General features: G+C 49.2%; 27 protein-coding genes. 4 read left to right on the plus strand and 23 right to left on the minus strand.

Annotated elements, in window-relative coordinates:
- Nucleotides 1–231 (minus strand): transposase (locus tag B153_RS0123380; protein WP_020599176.1); only part of this gene is annotated, 231 nt, incomplete at its 3' end.
- Nucleotides 232–280: 49 nt separating this feature from the next.
- On the opposite strand from B153_RS0123380, the gene B153_RS0123385 reads away from it, so the two are divergent.
- Nucleotides 281–1,132 (plus strand): hypothetical protein, encoded by an 852-nt coding sequence (locus B153_RS0123385; RefSeq protein WP_157634802.1) that lies wholly within the window; start codon nucleotides 281–283, stop codon nucleotides 1,130–1,132.
- A 19-nt stretch (nucleotides 1,133–1,151) separates the two neighbouring features.
- On the opposite strand, the gene B153_RS38320 is transcribed toward B153_RS0123385, so the two are convergent.
- From B153_RS38320 to B153_RS36860, 4 genes are all read right to left on the minus strand, one after another.
- Nucleotides 1,152–1,367, minus strand: coding sequence for a hypothetical protein (locus B153_RS38320; RefSeq protein WP_211221705.1), 216 nt, complete (start codon nucleotides 1,365–1,367; stop codon nucleotides 1,152–1,154).
- A 56-nt stretch (nucleotides 1,368–1,423) separates the two neighbouring features.
- A complete protein-coding gene (locus B153_RS0123395; protein WP_020599179.1) occupies nucleotides 1,424–1,819 on the minus strand; it encodes a hypothetical protein in 396 nt (131 codons plus the stop codon).
- Between the two features lie 9 nt (nucleotides 1,820–1,828).
- Complete coding sequence (locus B153_RS0123400; RefSeq protein WP_020599180.1) at nucleotides 1,829–2,095, minus strand: hypothetical protein; 267 nt, start codon at nucleotides 2,093–2,095, stop codon at nucleotides 1,829–1,831.
- Nucleotides 2,096–2,192: 97 nt separating this feature from the next.
- A complete protein-coding gene (locus B153_RS36860; RefSeq protein WP_020599181.1) occupies nucleotides 2,193–2,708 on the minus strand; it encodes a BRO-N domain-containing protein in 516 nt (171 codons plus the stop codon).
- 100 nt (nucleotides 2,709–2,808) lie between these two features.
- Here B153_RS36860 and B153_RS37825 point away from each other — a divergent pair, with 100 nt between their 5' ends.
- A complete protein-coding gene (locus B153_RS37825) occupies nucleotides 2,809–2,958 on the plus strand; it encodes a hypothetical protein (protein WP_020599182.1) in 150 nt (49 codons plus the stop codon).
- A 63-nt stretch (nucleotides 2,959–3,021) separates the two neighbouring features.
- Nucleotides 3,022–3,927, plus strand: a complete 906-nt coding sequence (locus tag B153_RS36865; RefSeq protein WP_020599183.1) for an AbiJ-NTD4 domain-containing protein — start codon at nucleotides 3,022–3,024, stop codon at nucleotides 3,925–3,927.
- Nucleotides 3,928–4,222: 295 nt separating this feature from the next.
- On the opposite strand, the gene B153_RS0123420 is transcribed toward B153_RS36865, so the two are convergent.
- The 11 genes from B153_RS0123420 to B153_RS0123470 form a co-directional block, all read right to left on the minus strand.
- Complete coding sequence (locus B153_RS0123420; RefSeq protein WP_020599184.1) at nucleotides 4,223–5,983, minus strand: hypothetical protein; 1,761 nt, start codon at nucleotides 5,981–5,983, stop codon at nucleotides 4,223–4,225.
- Entirely contained in the window at nucleotides 5,964–6,563 is a 600-nt protein-coding gene (locus B153_RS0123425) for a hypothetical protein (RefSeq protein WP_020599185.1), read from the minus strand. The genes B153_RS0123420 and B153_RS0123425 overlap by 20 nt, the downstream gene beginning before the upstream one ends.
- Nucleotides 6,560–6,838, minus strand: coding sequence for a hypothetical protein (locus B153_RS0123430; protein WP_020599186.1), 279 nt, complete (start codon nucleotides 6,836–6,838; stop codon nucleotides 6,560–6,562). The genes B153_RS0123425 and B153_RS0123430 overlap by 4 nt, the downstream gene beginning before the upstream one ends.
- Complete coding sequence (locus tag B153_RS0123435) at nucleotides 6,810–7,055, minus strand: hypothetical protein (RefSeq protein ID WP_020599187.1); 246 nt, start codon at nucleotides 7,053–7,055, stop codon at nucleotides 6,810–6,812. Before B153_RS0123435 ends, B153_RS0123430 begins: the two co-directional genes overlap by 29 nt.
- 59 nt (nucleotides 7,056–7,114) lie before the next feature.
- Nucleotides 7,115–7,837: a hypothetical protein gene (locus B153_RS0123440; RefSeq protein ID WP_020599188.1), complete on the minus strand. Its 723-nt coding sequence runs from the start codon at nucleotides 7,835–7,837 to the stop codon at nucleotides 7,115–7,117.
- Nucleotides 7,815–8,471: a hypothetical protein gene (locus tag B153_RS0123445; protein WP_020599189.1), complete on the minus strand. Its 657-nt coding sequence runs from the start codon at nucleotides 8,469–8,471 to the stop codon at nucleotides 7,815–7,817. The genes B153_RS0123440 and B153_RS0123445 overlap by 23 nt, the downstream gene beginning before the upstream one ends.
- Before the next feature lie 61 nt (nucleotides 8,472–8,532).
- Nucleotides 8,533–8,754: a hypothetical protein gene (locus B153_RS0123450; protein WP_020599190.1), complete on the minus strand. Its 222-nt coding sequence runs from the start codon at nucleotides 8,752–8,754 to the stop codon at nucleotides 8,533–8,535.
- Nucleotides 8,755–8,760: 6 nt separating this feature from the next.
- On the minus strand, nucleotides 8,761–9,291 hold the full coding sequence (locus tag B153_RS0123455) for a hypothetical protein (RefSeq protein ID WP_020599191.1): 531 nt from the start codon (nucleotides 9,289–9,291) through the stop codon (nucleotides 8,761–8,763).
- A 60-nt stretch (nucleotides 9,292–9,351) separates the two neighbouring features.
- Nucleotides 9,352–9,723, minus strand: coding sequence for a hypothetical protein (locus B153_RS0123460; protein ID WP_020599192.1), 372 nt, complete (start codon nucleotides 9,721–9,723; stop codon nucleotides 9,352–9,354).
- A 102-nt stretch (nucleotides 9,724–9,825) separates the two neighbouring features.
- Nucleotides 9,826–10,905: a hypothetical protein gene (locus B153_RS0123465; protein ID WP_020599193.1), complete on the minus strand. Its 1,080-nt coding sequence runs from the start codon at nucleotides 10,903–10,905 to the stop codon at nucleotides 9,826–9,828.
- Nucleotides 10,906–10,976: 71 nt separating this feature from the next.
- The gene (locus B153_RS0123470; protein WP_020599194.1) at nucleotides 10,977–12,527 is read right to left on the minus strand and encodes a S49 family peptidase; all 1,551 of its coding nucleotides are present in this window, start codon (nucleotides 12,525–12,527) and stop codon (nucleotides 10,977–10,979) included.
- A 92-nt stretch (nucleotides 12,528–12,619) separates the two neighbouring features.
- Here B153_RS0123470 and B153_RS0123475 point away from each other — a divergent pair, with 92 nt between their 5' ends.
- Nucleotides 12,620–12,856: a hypothetical protein gene (locus B153_RS0123475; RefSeq protein ID WP_020599195.1), complete on the plus strand. Its 237-nt coding sequence runs from the start codon at nucleotides 12,620–12,622 to the stop codon at nucleotides 12,854–12,856.
- Nucleotides 12,857–12,943: 87 nt separating this feature from the next.
- On the opposite strand, the gene B153_RS0123480 is transcribed toward B153_RS0123475, so the two are convergent.
- The 7 genes from B153_RS0123480 to B153_RS0123515 all read right to left on the minus strand — a co-directional run bounded on the left by B153_RS0123480 (nucleotide 12,944) and on the right by B153_RS0123515 (nucleotide 20,929).
- Nucleotides 12,944–13,420, minus strand: coding sequence for a hypothetical protein (locus B153_RS0123480; protein WP_020599196.1), 477 nt, complete (start codon nucleotides 13,418–13,420; stop codon nucleotides 12,944–12,946).
- A gap of 85 nt (nucleotides 13,421–13,505) precedes the next feature.
- Nucleotides 13,506–13,901 carry a hypothetical protein gene (locus tag B153_RS0123485; RefSeq protein ID WP_026262391.1) on the minus strand — a complete coding sequence of 132 codons (396 nt, stop codon included), beginning with the start codon at nucleotides 13,899–13,901 and terminating at the stop codon, nucleotides 13,506–13,508.
- 45 nt (nucleotides 13,902–13,946) lie between these two features.
- A complete protein-coding gene (locus tag B153_RS0123490) occupies nucleotides 13,947–14,525 on the minus strand; it encodes a hypothetical protein (protein WP_020599198.1) in 579 nt (192 codons plus the stop codon).
- Nucleotides 14,526–15,416: 891 nt separating this feature from the next.
- Complete coding sequence (locus B153_RS0123500) at nucleotides 15,417–17,105, minus strand: FISUMP domain-containing protein (RefSeq protein WP_020599200.1); 1,689 nt, start codon at nucleotides 17,103–17,105, stop codon at nucleotides 15,417–15,419.
- Between the two features lie 145 nt (nucleotides 17,106–17,250).
- Nucleotides 17,251–19,932, minus strand: coding sequence for an ABC transporter permease (locus B153_RS0123505; RefSeq protein ID WP_020599201.1), 2,682 nt, complete (start codon nucleotides 19,930–19,932; stop codon nucleotides 17,251–17,253).
- On the minus strand, nucleotides 19,920–20,258 hold the full coding sequence (locus tag B153_RS0123510) for a PadR family transcriptional regulator (protein ID WP_026262393.1): 339 nt from the start codon (nucleotides 20,256–20,258) through the stop codon (nucleotides 19,920–19,922). The genes B153_RS0123505 and B153_RS0123510 overlap by 13 nt, the downstream gene beginning before the upstream one ends.
- A gap of 395 nt (nucleotides 20,259–20,653) precedes the next feature.
- Entirely contained in the window at nucleotides 20,654–20,929 is a 276-nt protein-coding gene (locus B153_RS0123515) for a hypothetical protein (RefSeq protein ID WP_020599203.1), read from the minus strand.
- Nucleotides 20,930–20,982: the final 53 nt, after the last annotated feature.

Below are 20,982 nucleotides of genomic sequence, written 5' to 3' on the forward strand. Positions count from 1 at the left end.
CATCTCGCTTTGCCGCAGTTGCTTACGGAGTGAATCGACTTCTTGTTGAAGACTTTGATCGGTTTTCTTTTCCCCTTTGTCATTAGTCTTCCGCCAGGCATGAATTAGGCTATCGCTAATGCCCATTTTACGGGCCACGGCCATGATGGGTTCACCATTGGCAACTAGCCGCAGCACATCGGCTTTAAACTCGGCGGTATACTTTCGTTTGGGGCGTTGGGATTGGTTCATGGTACACGAAGTTAAAAAGTTTCGTGTCCGGATTTTTAGGACCATATCAATGCAGCACTACTGTTTTTATCAGGAAATTTCTCTTGTCATTCAGGAGTTTTACGCTGGTGATAAGGCTTTTAATATAGCACCTTTTTATGAATACTGGGATTTCAAAGTGAGCGATCAAGAGCAGGAGGAAATAATTGCTCTTCGGAAGGCGCGTCAGGCGGAACAGATTTTATCTGAGATCGATATGACGCTGAATCAGATGAAGCAACGAGTTGACTATTTACAGGTAGCTGAAGAAATCGAATTGGCGGTTAACTCCATATTCTTTCGCTTTGAACAACTAAAAGAATATGCTCAAAATCATTCAGCAAAAAAGTTGGAATTGCGCTTAGCGGCCCAAATTTATGAAGCCGCGCTGAATGAGAAGCGTAACGATTTGAGAATAAAAGGCTTTCGCTTTATTGAGACCCACTTAAAGTTTGTTAGCTATTTCTTTTTACTGGATAAAATCAGCACGCGAACGACAGTCTATTTATTTCTGTATGCGCTCTTCTCGGCTCACCGGTTTGATGCAGATATTTTATCTGGCATCACCGAGACGGCAGTAGAAGATGGAATACTCGACACTGTGAAAGGAAGCGATAAAGTCAAAGAAATAACAAATGATATTTCAAGCTGGATTGCTGCCGCATTTGCTACTACCTGGGGAGCTCCGTTAGCCACTTTCTTAATCAGCTTTAGCGTAAAAGCCTTATGGCTTTTAATCAAAGAAAGCCAGCAAGAAGAGCTAACTGAAAATGAGCAACCTGGGGTTGATTATGCTAATTTCAAGCAGAATATTGCGGAACAGTTGGTCCATTTGAAGAATTCGGGGGTAACAATTCCTGAATTCGAACAGATGATGAAGTAGGGCTCAGGAGATCAATAGATTAGTAAAGCTCTGACCACAGCATCACCTGTAAAGGCTGATTGCCAGCCTCCTCCAATATCTTGATTTTTGTATCTAAGGTTATGACTTTGCCCGCTTTCAGCTTTTGAAGGAAATTCAGCCGCTGGTGCATGGGTCTGCCGGTTCTACGCCAAAGATCAGGCCGGTTTAGTAGCCTTTCAAAGGCCGCATCGGTCGTTAACGCTCGTTTTGCCATGATCAAAGATACCCAAAAGGACTCTAGCAGCAGAGTCCTTTTGGGTGTTAAAAACGTTAATCTATATACGTTTTATCGCGAATAAGCCGAATGCCAACTGATAACAGATCAGACGAGGGAACAAGACCCCTTTCGATCCAGTCATCAATTATAGCTGGGCTTTCTAGACCATGAAGCTCGGCGTAGTACTCAAAGGTAATCCAGATAGGAAAGTAAGTGGTTTCCACTTCCTGCTTCATACGGGCTAACATTGACGCACAAATGTCCTCTGCTTCTGGTCGCGTATATGGCACAGCGGTAGATGGGCTAATCTCATGCTGTAGTTTTGCGATTTCGGCAACTGTAGCGGCTTTTAGCGAGTTTAGATGCGTGATCTTGCTGTCAATAATGAGCTTGCTTTGCTCCAGTTGACTAATTCGCTGGTGCTTGTCGGAATGTTGAGTGTTTTCCATAGGATAGGGCTATTTATATTCCGACATGGCAGAAAACATATCTTCCAGCAGATACAGATCAAAATTTACGTTCTTCTGATCGGTGGCATCGCCTTCCCAGTTGAGGTTTACCCGGCGAATGATGCGGGAAACCATCGTTTTTAGGCTTACAATGGAATTATCCGGGTGTTCGCCCGATGCATCCAGCGCATCAAATAAGGGGGCCACATTGATGTGGCGACCCGTATAGGGGTTCTTCACCAAGATCGGCTCTTGGATTTTTGACTCTTGTGGCATAGTTTTGACTTACTTGAAAAGGTGAAACTTCTGTTTTGCTTTTGGCCCGGCAGGTACGAACTGCCGGGCTTTTTATTAAAAAGGCTGTATGGCCTTTTTAATTATCATGTTTGAGGCTATTAAAAATTTCCATTTGGCTAGGCTCCGTATCTATCAGTTTATCTAGCTCGGCGTCTTTTTGTGAAATCAGATGTCGCATTTGACTAAATGAGAATCGCAGGGTTTTTAATTCAGCTCGTAACTCTTTAATACGTTCAGCTTTGATTCTTTCCTGCTCGCTGGTGTATCGGCCCTCTCTTCGAATCTGTGGTAAAACCACTTTAGTTATCCATCGCCGGAAGTTTTGAGCTTCTGGTTTTTCTGACTTTAGTGCTAAATGGTATAGGCCAGATTCATTAATAATCCAGGTCTTTCTTGTCTGACCTGATATCGGTAAGGACGATAGCAGCTTTTCGTCGTCGTCTAATTTCTGGACAGCATCTGAAACATTTGATATATCCAAAATCTCACAGACATCGATAGCTATAAACCAAGGTTCACCCTCGATATCTGTTTCTCGAAGACTGTACTTTTCGCTGTATCGAAACAGTCGTAATTCATCTTGCTTTGTCATATTGTAGTAATTGTAGTAGTTACTACAAATGTAGTATCAAATTCTTTATTTGCAAGTGTTTACTATAAATATTTCATTTGTAGTAAACATTACAATTACTATGATGGCAACAATCACTTTAAAGAAGATTCCTGATGATTTACATCGACAGATTAAGAGAATGCAACTGGATAGAGAAGAGAAAGGAGAGAGGGTAAGCTTAGAGGATATTTATATTGAACTAATTCGAAAGGCTCTTGAGAAAAAATAAGAAAAGCGCCCAACTCAATGTATAGTTGGGCCGCTTCAACGATTAGTTAACATAGCCACTACCATGAGCACACCAACCTTTGAAGAGCGTTTTGGCCTGCCTAAAAAAGGCTTGCAAGTCAACTCAATTGACGCGAAAACGAGAATGCGCGTTTGGAATGAACTAGATCAAATACTGTTTTACAACATATACAGCAGTAAAAATAATACTATAGGTATACCAAGATCTGGGATGTTCTATGACTATACCTATTCTTTATGGTCAGATTTGTTAGGTTGGGAATCTTCGACCATCCCCGCTACAAAGTCTGGATTAATTCCAGCTTTTAAAGGCTATCTTCTAAGGAAAGACCTTCCCTGGTTTGATTTCCTTAAGTTTGTTGAAAAGGCTCTAACTAATTATCTGGATACGCTTAAATCGTATGGGAGTGGTTTAATTGAAGATCCTGCCTTTGAGAAGTATACACAAAGGGTCAATAAAATTTTTGCCGAAGAGTCTTGCGGCTATCGGTTCTTAGGCAACTACTTAGCGCCCATCATTGATGAGATTGAACTAAATGAAGTCGCCGACGCGCTGGCGAGAACCGATTCTATTTCATCCGTAAAATCACACCTAAAAAACGCCCTGATGCTACTATCGGACCGGGAGCGGCCTGATTATAATAACTCAGTTAAAGAATCCATTAGTGCCATGGAAGCACTATTCCGGCTAATAGCTCAAAAGCCGAATGCGACGCTTTCACAGGTTATTGAAGACGTGGAAAAGAAGACTGGCATCCATACCAAGCTAAAAATGGCTATTAAATACCTATATGACTGGACTAGCGACGCATCAGGTGTACGTCACGCTAAAAAAGGAGACGCAACCGAGAATTTCGACAGTGCTAAACTGGCCCTAGTGACATGCAGTGGCTTAGTCAATTACTTACTCGCCAAAAGCCAGGAAGCGGGTCTTACTTTGAAAGAATAGAATTTAACTATTTGATCTACAATTGCTTAAGCCTCAAAGCCCTATCTTACAGGATAGGGCTTTGAGGCTTTTTTTGCAATAAAATTTTTGCTATTCTCTTAATAATCAGCCTATTACTTTGTTTTTCTGGAATCGCTTCGCGGTTTGGGACGAAGTGCCCCCCATGCCACGCACTGGGGAGCATTGCAATTGCAGGGGGTGGGGGTGGGTACGATATATGAAAGGGGGGTCGGTCAATCCGGCCCCCCTTTTGCATTGGTCTGAATGTCTGCGCGTTGGCTCTGTCGGTGCCCTACTAACTCAGGAAAACCGATTGGAATGAACTGCGTTCTGAGTTATAGCGGTGGAGTAGGTGCGCCCCCCACAGTAACGTATCAGCCGCATCTGAAAAGTGGGTCGTTTCGCGCTGATCTAGGTTGGAGTTGCGTTCGTCGGCCTTGTTCTTTCTAAAGCCTTGAGAGCCTTGCTCAATTTGGGTCTGTTGCATGGAGATACGCACGTACTGACAGTTGTGGCGGTTGAACCCTACCCGGAATAGTCGGCTGTCTCCACCTCGTAGCGAGCGGCCCCACAGTTCAGATCGGTTCTCAGGGTCGGGGGTGTGCCCTATGTACTGCTGCTCGACATTCCAGCCGTCCTTCTCCAGTATCTCCACAAACGTATCCTTTGGCGATACGCTGCTGGTGGCTGAGGTACCCAGCGCCGTATGGTCAAAGAAGTAATTGACCGTCTTACAGGGATGGTGTTTGTAGTATTTACAAAACGCAATCGCTACGTCCTGCACCCGCTCTGGATGGCGTACATAGAGTTCCTTTAGAATGCGGTATTCCCGACCATGCAATTGCCCGACCAGTAAGGGGTTGATGTGTGCTCCATTGTCGAGGGCAATGTCTAACGGGCGGTATTTGTCCACGTCGGCATCCTTGCGGCTATCGTCGAATAAGCCCTTTCCAAACTGATCGAAATTGAATGTATCCAGAAAGGCATGGTCTTCCATGTCGTAGAAGTGCCGTTCATCCAGATCAGGGTAAAAAGCGTCCTGCGTTAAAAACGGCCTACGGTTCAGGATGGCCGTCTGGAAGATGAAGCTGGGCAGTTTGGCCCGAAGCTGGGCGATGGCTTCCGCTCCGAAACCAGCCAGGTTATCCAGTGTACTGGCTTCAGAAAAGTAAACGGTGCCCTTGCGTAACTCGTCCCATTGGGCCTGCAATTCCTTGATTTTATTCAGAATGGCATTGCGTTTGGAAGGGTAAGCGAGCAGGGCTTCGTAAAGCGAAAAGATTTTCGTTTTCAGATTCAGGATGGCCTGAATCCGGGTTTTATCCATTCGCTTTTCTTCCTCCAGGATCCACATAGCGGCCTTACTGGTAGGCATGTCGGTGCAGAACAGCAGGCTGTGAAATTCGGCGACGTGACCGAAATGGCGGAAATCGCCCCGGTTGGTCATCAGCAATTCACTATCGAGCCGTTCTTTATTGAGGAATTTGGCCTCATCACCCACAATCCAGTGCACCGTTTTCCCGTTGGCACTCCCCGGGCGGTCCTGGGAAACTAGGCTGGCCACGGCTCCATTGCGAAAGAAAATACAGTGCTCGGGTGTTATGGGCCCCACAATCGGCTGGGGAACATTGAGCCGCTTGGGTGGGCGCTCCCGGATCCAGAAGTCCCGGTTTCGTACCCAACCCATCTGCTCCCAGCCTTTAATAACGGGGGGGAGTGTACGTTCGAGCAATTGCAGGTAGGTAGAACCGACAAAACAGCCATGCCCTCTCGGCATGACTTCGACGTTTCGAAATGAGCGGGGAGCGATTAGCCCTTCGGATTTTCCGGTACCACGTCCCCAGACAGCGTATTCCTCTTTAGCCCCTACGCACATCGACCGCAGCTGCGGTTTATTGTAGTGCTTGCTGATGGTTTCAACGTCGGGATCGAGTGATTGCCAGTTTAGTCCCGCATGGGACAGATACATGGCGGCCTCCAGATTGTCGCGTAACAATGCATCGAGGTTATACCGATCGGGCAGCAGTTTGCCAGGCTTACTTTTGGTCTCTGACATCTTCGTACTGGTCAAATAGTTCCGAACGTTTTTTCTTGTCGTCTTCCAGGAAGCCAGCGATCATTTTCTGAAGGGCTTCATCCGAAATGACCTGGCCACCCAACTGCTCCGGATTGTAGTTGAGAATGTTGATGATCGTTTTGTTTTCGACCACTTCTTCGGGTTTGTTGGCGCCGATCACGTCGATATACAGTTTGGTCAGGGCCGCCAGGGCACGCAGATCACCCCGACGGCGAGCCAGGCGCATATCCGACCGCAGCTCCTCAATGACCATAATGCGTTCATAGGCTAAATCAGGCTTTTCAGCCAGGCCAAAGAACCGTTTGGTATCGGCTAGGTAATTGCGGGCGGTTCGGGGTGAAATGCCCGGTATGGCCTTTAAAATGGCATTGACCTGCTGGGACGTTTTCGGATAGCGGCCGGTGGAAAGCAGGCCGTGGATAGTCACCCAGTGCTTAAGCTGTTTTTCCAGATCCTGCGGCAGTTTATGCTTGTCAGGATCCTGCCAGTGTTTAACAATGCGGTCGAATTTATTGTCGTACCGGTTGTCGTCGGTCGTCAGGGCGAGGGCAGTATTCATGGCTGTCGGGATTCCAGATCGTCGAGCACGCGCATGGCCAGCGTCTGGGCTGGTCCTGAGCCTTGCTTGGCGAGGGTTAGGATGGATTTTCTCAGTTCAAGCTTGGATTTGAGCTTACCTTTCTGGTAGGACCGGTAGGCTTCGCTGGTTTCGTCGAAAAGTTCTTCTTCCAGATCATCGACATCGAGTCCAACGACGATGGCAATTTCATCGGGCGTAAAAAAGTAGCTGGCCAGGTTCTCAACCTCACTCAGTTGTTCCTTGGTTAATTTCATCGGATTGGATCGGGCGGATTTCGTAATCGTAATGCAGTTTTTCGTCAGCGTCCTTATAGGTCCGCTTCAGGTGCAGGCGAATTCCCTTTGGGCCAGCTTTTCGAAGGAAAGCGCCGAGCAGCTTCTGCTCCAGGGTTCGTTCAGTTTCAGAGACCGAGAATTGAAGCACCGCTTCATCGTCATCATTCAGGGTTATTTGAATCAGGTCATTTTTCATGGGTCACGGTTTGGGTTTCTTGAGTAGTGGCGGGTTTTATGACTATTATCTGGTTAGGGTTACCAGTTGCCAAGTGGCAGATCTGGTACCGACCGGGGTCGTGGTGGTGGGAGTGAGGGGGGCGGATGCCCTTCCCGTATAAGGCGACCTGGGGGTGGTGCCGGAGGGGGCGGAATCGTCTGCTTGAGCGTTTCCCCAAACGGCTTGAGTTTACGCATTTCGGCCGTGATCCAGTCCCTGTGAAAATCAGCGACGGCGGCAACCGTAGTGACTACGCCCGACTCGATACGCGGATTATTGGTGTAGTTGGGTGAGCCGTTAATAGCAATATGCCAGGCTTCGTTCTGGAGCACCGTTACTTTGGCGTGGCAGGGCGTAACCCGAACGATGTCGGCATGAGCTTTGACAAAGGCGTAGGCACTGGCATTGCGCCGGATTACCCGCGCATCAATCAGCAGCTGAAGCGAACGGATCAGGCCAGATTCCATGCCCTGCACCAGCATTCGGACTGATTCTTCAGCCATCGACCAGGTAGCTATCCACAGGTCAGCTGGCCCAGTGGTGCGAAGTAGGTGGAAGAGCAGATCGTGCACGCTCCACAGGCCTGCCGATGCGTAGTGGTAGCTGATCCCTGGATGGATAGATGGGAACACTTCAGCAACAGCATCCGATGTTCGAGCGAGGAGCGTATGCGCGTCTGACTCAGCAACTGAGCACACGCTGGCTTTCTGGTGTTGGGGTTGGGCATAGTCGGCGACATCATGCGAATGGAATAGAGCCATTGTCGAGCGTTTGTTGCGTGGCAGCCAGCAGGTTTTCGACCTGGTGGAGTTCGGATTGAAATTCACGGAGTTTGCTGGTGGCCTGCCGGACCTGCTCTTCGGTGCTCAGCCTGGAGCGAATCTTTCGGCCTTCCCGGCTGACGTAGGTGCGAAGCGTCAGCATGCGCTGCATCAGCTGAGCTGGTGTGCGCTCATGGTCGACGCTCACAGCATCGGGTAAATAGCCGTGTTCATCGAAAAAATCACGACGGCCATAAATGCCTCCCAGTTGATCGACGATGCTTAGGATCCGGAAGGCCCAGTCTTTAGTTTCTTCGCTTTCGGTTACGCCCGAATTGAGCCGCATCCGCATGCGCTCCTTGATGGCAGTTCGTTCATCCATGAGCGTTTTCCCCATCTCCAGCGAATCCAGCAGCTCTTCCGGGTAGGTTTCGATTCGGGCCTGGCGCTGAGCGGCCAGTTCATCCCGTTTGGCAGTCAGGGCATCCAGTAGGGTTTGGCGGTTGTAGGCGTCGGGTCCGGTTTTGAGCATATCCAGCACAAAGCCATCCCCTAGTACCTGCTGATACAGGACAACCCCCTGTTCATAGACAGGCTGGTCGAGCCACTGATTAAGTTTGTCAAGGGTTTCCATTCAGGTTCAGATTTAAACAATGAAGCCCGGCAATGCCGGGCTCATTTGCCATTTTACACACTTAAACGCTCGTCTGGCTTGCGTCTTTTTTTTGGATATAGGGCACCTGATTGGGGTATTGACTCAGGTAGTCCAGTTCGGCAGGCGTCAGTTTTGCCAGGTTATACTCCCGTCCATCAAAGACGATAGGCATATAGTCGGAAAGCTGAAGGCCTGTGAGTTGGTAATCGGGTTGAGCTACCGGCATCGATGCCGGTAGCTCAACGGGTTTTTGTGATTTCATACGGGATTAGGGGGCTGCCGTGAGGGGTACAGCCGCTGCATACCGGTAGATGTACGGTACAAAGCACTGTACTTCGAATTCGAAGCCACGGCCACGTCCTGAGGTGGTGGTCGTTTTGAAATTCCCTTTCACCGAGCAGAAGAATCGAGCCGAACCAAGCTGAATCAGCTTACCGTCAGGCAGTTCGACGATAAAGATCAGTTTGTCGTTTTTGATGTCGTTTGCCAGTTGCAGGGCATCATCGCCAAAGCCTGGGTAAAAGAATTTGAAGATGGCCTTGTAGCTTTTACCGTCGATTTCACCGTTGTCGCCAAATTCCAGTTCACCCGTATCCTGGGTGATATAGCCTTTATGGAATTTTTTACCGGTCTTCATCGCAAAAGCCGTCGTCATTACGTACTGGTTAGCGGGGGCAGCCGCCGGCGCTGAGTACGTATTGATTTCGTCAACGCGGGCGAAATAGCAGGTTTGCGAGGTTCCACCCATGTTTACCTCAGTCCCATCTGGGCCAACGAGGTCAGGATAATCTAATGCCATTGGGGTAGCTGTCTAAAAAGTTACGGGTTCGTATTGGGGGAGAATGGAGCGCGGATCGGCTTATTTCTTTTCGATTTTGCGCAGGTTGGTCACCTTTTCCTTCACCAGCTCAGCGGCCAGTTTGGCATCTTCCAGCAGCACCTCGTGGGTAACTTCCTTGCCAGCCCAGGTAAATGCACCACCGACCAGCTCGTACGTGTCTTTACCGACCTGTACCGTCGGCAGTTCGATCACGCCCGCTTTCTTTTCGGCCAGTTGGGTTTTTAGATCAGCGACGACTTTAGTAGCCTGTTCCAGATTTTTTTCAGCCGATTCTTTGGCCGTGGTCAGGATTTTTATCTGATCCAGAGCCGCCTGTTTTTCTGTCGTAAGGGTGGCAACCTTCTTTTCCAGATCGACGATTTTGATTTGGTCTTCAGTTAATTCAGCCATGATTGGCGGAGTGTTGTTAAAGCCAGTAGCCACCCGTTAGGGATGGAGGGTGAGCTACTGGCAGGGTTGGGTTAGGATTTTTGAGGAGTGCGAGAGCCCAGCTTAAGCCTGGTCGTTGACGAAGAGTACTTCCAGGTCAGCGATCTGGAACGCGAGTACCATCTTCATGATCGCCCGGTAGCCGTGCAGGAACGGAACGATGTTGCCGATCGAGTTAAAGTCGCTGGTCTGGTTGGTACCCATCACCAGGTTGCCTTCCAGCGTGCCGATCAACCGGCCTGAACCACTCATCCAGGTGCAGGGCTTGAGCATCCAGTTGCCATCCGATCCGAAAATCGACGCACCAACTTTACCAGGTATTTTCAGATCCTGAATACCGTTGGTGAACTTCGACAGGGCATGCAGGGAATACTTGTCGTAAGTCGACTGGCTGCAATACACCGTACCACCGACGGGCCGGATTTCTTCGGGCAACGACATGTAGAACGAGGTCACTTTGTCGAATGCGTTAGTCGCGTCCAGCGCACCGGTGGTGATCTTGTTGCGCGAGGGCAGACCTGCATACTCTTCGGCGATGATCGTACCCAGCCCTTTGGCAACCGAACTGTTGTTGATCTTCTTGAATTTGGCTGCGTTGGTTACTGGCGTTTGACCGGCCGAAGTAGCCGTTACAACCTGATAGAAGCTCTTATCGGTAAACAGGAACCGATCACCTACGTTATAGGCCGTGCCAGCGTTATAGGCCAAAATGTCGTTTGAATCGACACCGAAATACGAGTTGTTGTTGATTTCGGCGGAGAGCTTTTTAATCTGGGCATCCCAGAAATATTGAGCAAAATTGGCCGGAAGTTCTTTGGCGTTGGGATCCAGAATATCACTCAAATACGTACCCCGAAGGTCTTCAGGAACGATTTTAAGGATCTTCATACCAACGCGTGGCGTCAGTTTACGAATCCCGAAAGCACCGGACTGACCATCTGGTTCTTCAATCGAGGTGTCGATGGGCCGGAAACCATCGGTAGCCGAGTATTTCGGCAGGTTGACCGGGGCATTCAGATTACGCCGAACCGTCAAGTCCTTGGCTAGATCGAGCCCGTTGACGATTTGCGTAATGATTTTTGGAGCGTACGTCCCCGCGTAGTTCTGGATCGCGGAGATGTCGTTTTGCGGAGTGTTAGCCACTAGTATTTGTTGTCTAAAAGTTACGGGTTAGGCTCAGGGTGTTCAGGCCTGATGGGGGACTAGGCAATGGGTTATTGCATCGCTTTCACCTGAGCACGAAGCCGGGCGGCTTCCGCGTCCGTTTCGGAGTAGAAGGGGTCTTCAGCTTGCTGACCTTCTACCGTTTTTTCCTCAGCCTTGGGCGATTTTGAACCTAAGTGGCCGGGCTGCGAACCGAATTTTGCGGCCTCCGCGCGGGCGTCATCACGTTCTTTGGTCAGGTCCGTAATCGAGCCTTCCAGGGTGGTGATCTTGCCGTTAGCGGTTGCCAGATTGGATATCGCCTGTTCGGCTTCCTGGAGGTAGGTCGCACTGATCACGCGCACGCCGGTGATGTTCTGGGTATCCAGGTCCGCATTGATTCCGTTCAAGGCCTCATCGGTAATAGCCGATGCCTCCTGGCCTGCCAGGGCCGAGAGTTTTTTGTGTTTGTCGCCAAACATGTCGTTTTGGGTTTGGGGGTTGGAATTGGAGTCAGTCGCCAGGCCGTCAGCCTCAGGCGTTATATCCTCTGTTTGGCCAGAGGCAGCCGGCGCAGTCGATTGCGCAGAAAAATCAGTGGATGGGTTGCTCGCTGCGGGTGAAGGGGCAGACGGGCTTTTACTCGCATCAGCGAGTTCGTAGATCTTGCCGATGGCAGAATAGAGGTCCCCAAAGCCATCGATGAGTCCCAGATCAATCGCTTCGTCAGCGCTGAACATGGCTCCTTTAAAGACATCAACTTTATCAGTGGCTGGCTTTAACTTATCACCCCGACCCGCTTCCACGGCAGCCCGGAACAGATCGGCGGCTTTGTTGAGTTCAGCCTTCAGCAGTTCGGGTTTGCCATCCAGGGCTTCCCGGACAGGCAGGTTCTTTTCTGGCGATCGATCGGAGTAAACTTCCCAGGATTTTATACCCGCATTTTCCATGGCCTGGCGGGCATCCCGTAGCCGGACAAAAACGCCAATTGAGCCAACCGAATCGCTTTTCTGAGACGCATAGATAAAATCGGCTCCGCAGGCAATCCAGTAGGCAGCGCTGGCGATCATGCCTTCGCTGATGAGCACACCCGTGGGCTTGATGGGATTACGAACCGCGTCGTAAAAAGAAGGGGTGCCCGATAGCTGGCCACCTGGAGAGTCCATCAACAGGATGGCACCTATGACATTTGGATTGGCATAGGCAGCATTGAGGAGCTGGGTGTAGTCTTCGGTTCCGTAGCTAAAGCAGGAACTCTCTTTCATGATGGCCCCCCGTACGTCCAGGATAAAAACTGAATTGGGGGGAAGGGGCGTGTCACTTGCTATTTCATGACGAACGATGGAATGACCCTGACCGGCTTGTGAACTTCCAGTGAAGGAGAGAAGCCCAGAGATTCCGAGTCGTTGGAGAGTACCCGAAATCGTTTTTTGCCCGGTCTGTTTTGCGCGCTGAAAGCCACTGAGGAAATAACCAACAGGCTTTTTGTCTTCTTCATCGACATCGGTAAGCTGCCCCGACAGATAGGCATTAATCAGTTGTTCATGGGCCTGGGCATAGCTGGCCTCAATCAACCAATCCTGACGAAGCAGGGCCGACACTGTACGGAAATTACGATTCATGCCCCGAAACTGCCTAGTGGCCAGCCGGAGCCCGTAACAGACGGAATGCCGCTTTTATTAACTTTAAAATTGTAACCGTAACGCTTCCAGCTATGACCTATCAGATTCCAGGTGCTGCCCGTCCGCTACCGGCCCAATCTCCCAGGGAATTAGTCTACTTTCAGCTGAGCAATTCCCGCACCTACCTCCAGTTTTCCGACCGCGTGTATATGCGTCATTTTGCCATTGCGTTTCACGATCTGTCGGGAGGCTTGCTGCTCAATACGGAGACTGCTGAAAACTTTGTGAGTGACCTGGTTCGGCATGGCTGGCTACAGCAACAGGCATAAAAAAAACGTGCCTGGCTTTGCCGGGCACGTTTTTGAAATATCACATGCAAAAACAAAATCAAACCTCAACAGAAATAGTATAAACTTCTAATACGTAACAATTGGAATCGGACTGGTCAACTGGCCGGAAAACGTTAGAATAGTTCCTTTACGATCACCCAGCGCACCGCCCGTTTTAAAGCCACACGAAAGGGTAAGGTTCTCGGAGGACGTACCGATCCGGCGAATAACGCCTAGGTTATCTTCTACCTCCAGCACGAATCGGTGGCGAACCATTTCTGCCAGCGTCTGGCGAATCTCGGCCGAATCACCCGGTAAAAATGTGGCGACCTGTACGCTCCAGACTGGAGCCTGGTCCGAATCGGCCTGCTGCTCGTCGATGGTTTTGGTTCCTTCCGTACCGTAGCATAAAAACCAGCGAAAGCCGGTTTTAAACGTTGGCGGGGTGGAGGGACTGCTGGTGGCCGGTGGCCGCATCGATGCAATGCCAGCAACCGGCACAAACCGGATCAGGAAGTTCCCGCCCGGATTGTTTACACCAGTCGAAAAGAGTAAGTCCGTCATAGGGCCGAAATTGGCCCATTAAACGGAGTGTAGGCGTAACAGACGGAATGCCGCTATAGGATATTACGAAATAAGTTCATTCGTATTAATCGTAATCCTGATCGATCCAGTCATTCCAGATAATGTGGCTCCAGCGTCCTATACGCTCGCCTACTAGTACTGATTGCCCATCCTGTTTCAGGGTATACCAGGTTAAGCCAACGTTTATATCCGCCACATGGTGAGGCTGTTGACACTCGATCAGCAGCCGGTACTGAGCCGGATGATACACGGTATGACAGTGCGGACCGTGTTTATCCGATGTGCAGGAAAGCGTGGTGTAGGGGGCATGGTAGACATGCTGGCGAATTATGCCAGGGCAATAGCGATGGGTACCCATACTACAATCTGTCACGCAGAAGGCCAGTAGGGCAATTACCAGAATACCGACAAGGGAGTTGCGTAGGTTTTCGTTCACGTCAGTCAGAGAGAAGTTGGTCAAACCTGCCGGGTTTTGCCAAGCTTCACGTAACAGACGGAATGCCCGTTAAGCAGCTAGTCCATACGTATAGGGCTGGAAATGATGGACTTTGGTCAGGCTAACGTCGTAATTGAGCGAAGCCGAAAGCTGGCCCGTTTGATTGCGCCACAGTTTTTGCTTCAGCGCCCGCTCGGAGACTTCCTCATCCGAGAAATCATAATAGTCGCAGAAGCCTTTGACGTGGGCCGAGAGGGGCAGATCCGGGTTCTCCTGGCAGCTACAGATCAGCTCATTATAAATCAGGTAGTCCACAAAATTGGAAAAGGCCATCAGTTCCGCTGGATTGAACAGGATCTGGTGGCGGGATTTATGGAACCCACGGATACCCAGGCCGAGCGTCTGGCTCATAATGTCCGGGACAAAAACAGGCTGGCCACCGGTAGAGAGCCTGCGCTTGTAGCCCAGGTGCAGCATGACCTTTTCGGACTGGGCCATAGCCCATAAAAATAGACCCGCTCCCTGGCAGGTTGGGCTTAGCAGGAGCGGCTGGGGATGGCCAGCGTCATCGCGTAGTTTGGCCGCAATAAACTTCTTGATTCGCGGCAAAACCGGAATCTCAAAAAGTACAGGTTCAGAAAAGAGCATGTTACGAGGAGTACGGTAAAAATGTCTCAGAAAGATAGACATAATTCCTGAATCTTTTTAAGTACTAACCCCTACGGGTTACACAATATTTTTTGACGGCGAATTGATACCGATCAGCGGGTTGCAGGGCAACATAGGAAAAAGTCAATTTGGTTACCTGGCGTCTGCCCGGCGCGATGGCGGCTACCAACCGGAAAAATTAAAAAATATCGCCACACATGCGATTTCCGCGAAAAAAGTATCCGCGATATCCGCGATCCTCCGCGAAATCCGCGATTATCCGCGAAGGTTTTAGAGTATATAAATTAAGAATATATATGATTATCAATTACTTAACTACTTCGCGGATTTCGCGGATGTTCGCGGATGGTTTTTTGAAGAATTTTTCGTTTTGGATTTTTTTATTTTTTCAATTCGGGACCCCTTCTCTATTAGCTGGAAATGAGGTTTTCGGATTTGGCCGGGTGGGCAGTTCAACAATGTAAATCCCGCTGGGGGCGGCAGACTGGGGGCAAAGCGTCGCGGATGGTCGGGGCGATTCGCGGATAATGACAGTATGTTGGACAGGTTTTGACGGAATTTTAAGCATTTCGCGGATGGGAGGCCTGTCGATCGGCGTGAGTTGCTCAATTGACAACGATTTCGATGAAATGGCCGAAAACGGGAAAAATACAAAAAGCCACCCGGTAAGGGTAGCTTGATTAATGCAGTAACCAATTTGAACTTGGAATGATGGTAAAAGGAGCCTGTTCCTGAAAATGAGCGTTTTAGGAGAATAATCAACACTTAGCGATAATAAGCATCAAGTGTATCCATACAAACGCTCAGCCGCTGCTGTCGCCTTGCGCTACGGTGGCCAATAGCGGTGAACGAATGGGTATCTTTTATCCGTCAGTCTTTTAGGGAAATTAATTTAGTCAAAAACCGTAAATACGTTTCGTATTCCGTCCGGCGGCCATAATCCGCTTTAGTTTTCAAGGCAATGACTAAATCCATCTCAGGAAGCACTGTAATGTATTGACCCATATTACCCGTTGCCGTAAACGCTTTGTTGAAAGCTGGTTTCTGCTGAGGGCTATCCCATAAACGCCACATCAAACCATAACCCCACGGCCACCAGGGCCACTCTTTTAAGCGGGGGTCTACTTGCTTCATCTCCTCGTAACGGGTCGTTAGTGTCGTTAGCTGTCTCACCCAGTCATGGGGAATGACCGATTGGTGTTGCCATTGGCCTTGGCGCAGCATTAAATACCCTAGTCGGGCCATGTCTCGGGTCGAGAAAACAAAATGATAGGCTTTGAACTGAGATTTTGTCGTGTCCCCGCTTCGATATTGTTTGCTTTTATCCCAATCTTCCAAGCCGATGGGTTGAGCAATATCCTTCTCGAAGGCATCATAGATGCTTAGGCCCGTTTCTTTTTCAAAAACGTAGCCCGCCGTATTGAAATCCCAATTGTTATACACGTAGTAGCTACCCGGGGCTTGACTACCTCGCTGAGGAAATAAAAACTCGTTGCCTCCTTCGTTACTGGCGGCATGATACACCCCCGATTTAGATTTGAGTAAATCCAATACGGTTGCTTTTTTTTCGCCTATCGATAGGCCCCCCACGTCGTCAATGCCGAGCTCGGCTAAGGTTTTGGTCAGCCGAATCGTCCCTTTCTCTACATAGCGGCCATAGAGCATCGCCAAAATACTTTTTCGTACCGAAGCGATGTAGCTTAATTCTTCTGTATTGCCATACTCATACAGAATTTTACCACTCTGAATGACGACCAGCCCCGTGGCCTGAGTACTATCTCGGACAAAATCAGTGAGTTGGCCCCATTTATCCTTGTCCCATCCGTAAGCAGCCGCGTTCTGCAGATACTCCCAGGATTTAGCCGGAAAATAAATGGCTTCCTCCGCGGGTCGATCCCGGACATACCGTACACTGAAGCCGCAACCTTTATTGCCAACGTCTCGGCCAATCTTTCCATTATTGACGCCTAGTAAGCGTTCAATGGCTCGTCCTGTATCATAACTATCCGCACACCAGAAATTGGCATGCTGGCCCTGGAACTTCGCTTCGCCCTGATCCGTCTTCCACCCGCCAAACACCACATTAAATCCGGTGTCTCCACCTGGTTTGAGCCGATTGGCCACATTATCGGTTCCGCGCCAGCCCCCGGTGTTAACGGTTTGTTGGCTGATACCGATATGTTTTTCCAACTGCTGCCAATCCGCATCGGTGGGCAGATGCCAGCCTGGAGGAGCTAGTTCGTTGGCTGCCTGCCAACTGTACAAAGCCCCGTAGGTTTTATAAGACGCTGTCGATTTGGCTTTCTGGAGGGAGTTCCCCTTATAGTCATAGACCGATAGGGTAACCGAGTCTACCTTAGGCAAATAAGCAAAGTTTTCGGCCAACCAGACTTGGGTACCAATTTGGACGGTTTTATAGGTACGCTGATCTCTGGGATCCACAAACGTGCCTCTTTGAGGGGGCATTGCCAGCTCACTCGGTTGACCGAAAGCGGAGTAGGACAGGCACAGAAGTACCCAGATAAGTGAAAAATTCTGTCGCATAAAAAGTTTTTTCATTAGCTGCGTTGTTGATTCATTCTAGTTGTATACGATTCAGTAGGCGTGTTGTATAAATTCATAACTGACCTAATACACAGGCCCCGTAAGCTAAAACTCAATCATGGGTTTACCCCATTCCTGTCAATTTTGCCTATTGATAAGCTTATTCACCTCGTAAGGAACGTACTGGATTCATCAGGGCCGCTTTGATACCTTGATAACTCACCGTAACTAAAGCGATCAGAATGGTCAGTGAGCCGATGAACAGGAAGAGCCACCAGTCTAGTGACACCCGGTAAGCAAAACTCTGCAACCACCGATGGATGGCATACCAGGAAATTGGAATAGCCAGCAGAATCCCACCGACGACGGGTTTAAGAAAATCCGTTGATAACAGGGTTACGATGCTCGTCACGGACGCGCCTAAGACTTTTCGCACGCCGATTTCTTTGGTGCGTTGCTCCGCCGTGAAGGTGGCTAAGCCGAACAACCCTAAACAGGAAATTAAGACCGACAACAGGGCAAACGCATTAAATAGGCTACCCATTCGTTGTTCCGAGCGGTAGAGTTTGGCCAAGTCATCGTCCAGAAAACTATACTCGAACGGATGATTAGGATAGAGCTTGGCAAAAGCTGTCTCCAGTCGGTTGATCGTGCTGGGTAGGGTGCCCGGTTGAACCCGAATGACTACATAGCCCCCAAACTGGTTGAACCGAAGGATTAAAGGTTCAATGGCGCTCTGAAGCGGTTTAAAATGAAAATCTTTCAGTACGCCCACGATTTGCCCTTTGTTGTCCCCATACGAAATGGATTTGCCTAGAGCGGTGGCGACATCCAACTTCATCAATTTTAGCGCTGTTTCATTGACTAAGTAGTTGGCTTGATCGGCTTGCGAATCCGCCCTAAAGTTGCGCCCAGCCAGCAACTTCATCTTAAAGGTTTTGCTAAAGTTGGCATCGACCAACAGGTAGGGAATAATCACCTGCGTGCTGGGGTCTTTACCGGCCCAGTCAAAATTAGATTTGCCGGTTTGCAAATCAATTGGCAGGTCAGAAATGATGGTATGATTGCTGGTTTGAGGGTATTCGCTTAAAAGCCCTTTTAGGGTTTGGGTGTTAGCCTGCAGATCTCCCCATTTGGGCATGGACACATACAGCAGGTTCTCTTTATCAAAGCCGATGCTCCGCTGTTGAATGAACCGAAGTTGGCCATAGACAACGGCTGTTCCAACCAGCAGCACCGTGGAGATGACAAATTGGACAACGACTAATCCATTTCGAAAGGAACGAACGGGGCCTTTGGTCAATTTGCCACTGACCATTTGAATCGGCTGAAACCGGGATAAAACCAGGGCGGGGTAACTACCGGCTACCAGGGCTGTCAGCAGGGTAGTGCCGGTAATGATTCCGACAACGGTAGGCGTTAGGAGACGAATCGATAACGCTTTTCCGGTCAATTCATTAAAGGTCGGCAGCAGAACAGCCCCTACGCCAATGGCAATCAGGCTAGCTACTAAAGAAACCAGGAAGGATTCGCCTAAGAACTGACTAATTAATTGGCCTCGTCCAGCGCCTACTACTTTTCGAAGCCCTACTTCTTTGGCCCGCCGAGCCGAGCGAGCCGTCGTTAAGTTCATGAAATTGATACAGGCAATTAACAAGATGACCAGGGCTACCACCAGAAAGATGCGCACGTACTGACGATTGCCGTGGCCTTCTACATCCTGAATCAGTTTAGGACTCGTCCCCAAGTGAATATCCGTCAACGGCTGTAGGTGGAATTGGGCCTTGGTAGATGCGTTATTTTTTTTGTACAGCTCATCCAGTTGGCCTGTCAGTTGCGAGCGACTGTCGGGGGTTAGCTTGAATGAGTCGGCTAGTTGCAGATACGTATAGACGCTGAAGGCATCCCAGGCATCGTTACGGGCATACGTTTCGGTGTTGTAAAGACGGGAAAGTGGCAATAGCAGATCAAATTGTAAATGGGAATTGGTCGGCACATCCCGTACGACACCGGTAACAGTTAACTCGTCCCAGGTATTGGTTTGGATACGTTGTGGTAAGATCCGTAGGGTCTTACCGAGTGCCTGGGTTGTGCCAAAATAGTTGAGGGCAGTCTGTTGAGTAATTACCACACCATTGGGTTGCGATAAGGCTTGGCTTGGGTCACCTTGCTCTAAACCAAACGAGAACATCGTCAACAGCGATGGATCGGTATAGAACACGCGTTTTTCGTCAAACTTTTGGTTACCCACCGCCACTAATTCTTGGGCTTGCTTCAAGCGAACGACGTCTTTTACGGCGGGTAGCTGAGCCGCTATAGCGGGGGCCATCCGGGTCGGGGTGACGGCCGCCTGCATGTCTCCGACGGTTGCCGTCATTCGGAGAATATGCGATGCGTGGGTATGAAAGCGATCATAACTTTGTTCATCGAGAACCCATAGCCCAATCAACAAACTAGTGATCATACCCAGGGCTAGTCCTGCGATATTGAGGAAAGAAAAGCCCTTATCGTACAGTAAGTTTCGCCAGGCGATTTTGAGGTAATTGCGGATCATAGCCGGATGTATAGTTGAGATGGTTCGACCGGTTCGCCGGAGCGATTTCGATTGAGAATCGTGATCAGTTTGTTTGGTGCTGGGCCAGGTAAAGGGGCGAATCAGCCGTAGCACCGCTAGTGCATATCGCCAGCGGGCTCGCCTTGAGCCAACGGCTTTCACCCAGTAGGTGTACATCTCCAGCAAATCGCCTTGCAATTCATCTTCCATTCCAGGCGGACTAAAGCGGCTTAGTAACCAGTGGGCCCAGTGGGGCGGCCGCTCCTGGTGGTCCGTTAAGCGCCCCATAGCTGTAGAATTGGGGTTGGAATCTGGCCCCACAACTGGGTCCGCAGGTGTCGACATTCGATTAGCGCCCGCTGCCCGGCTGTGGTTACTGTAAATAGGCGTTTCTGACGGCCTCCCCGTTCGGCCGTCGCCCCACCCATCTGTGAAGTGACAAAGCCTTTTTCTCCTAGCCGTTGTAAGGTGGTGTGGACCGTGGGGAAACTGATACTACGTCTCATCTGCTGGTCAATGGTTTGGGTAATGGCGGCACAGTAAGCCTGCTCTTGTAGGGCCGCCACGGTCAGCAGGACCACTTCCTCCAATTCCCCCAAAAAAGCTCGTTTCATACCTAAACTCATATTAGTATAGTGTTTGCCGTACAAATACTCGGCCAAACTTTCAAACTAGTCTTGGATGCCTTCCAGAGTGGTTTTTATAAAATTAGGTGAGAATAAATTGTCCAAAAGTGGACAAATACCATCCATAAGCGGACAGTAGGTCAGTGCCTCGTTAAACGCCCGTTTTTAGGGAAATGTGCTGGAGCAATCCATCCATAGAATCGTTTGTTATTAATAGTCTCAAATTGCCATCTCATAAAACAATGTATTAAACATTAAAGGGTATATGAGTTTGTGAGATTAGTGATTGGGTAATTCTAGCTGTGATGAATACCAAGCGATTGTGTTAGTATATACGTACCTGGCATGAATAGCAGGTTAATTTTTCAATGTATAAAGGGATATCATTTAAACTGTATTACCCTGGCCGTATCGCCTCCTTTACTAATTCGAAAGATTCTGAGTCCAGTTTCGGCCTCGTTTTTGATTAGATTTATCTGTACCTGATCAGGATTCCCTTTGTAGCAGCCCTGAATCTGGCATTTGTAAATGCTAAGAGCCAGAAACAGATCCAGAGCGTTCTCAAATTCGCCACTAACCACCAGGCGTTCCGCCTGATTGACCAGGGCTTCCTCGAATTTGAGCGTCGGTTTCTTCAGACGTAAAAAGCGAATCAGCATGTTTTTGAAAAGTATAAATCTTGAAAAAAAGGTGCGTCGATCCCAATTCTGAG

The organism is Spirosoma panaciterrae DSM 21099 (assembly GCF_000374025.1).
Classification (GTDB): domain Bacteria; phylum Bacteroidota; class Bacteroidia; order Cytophagales; family Spirosomataceae; genus Spirosoma; species Spirosoma panaciterrae.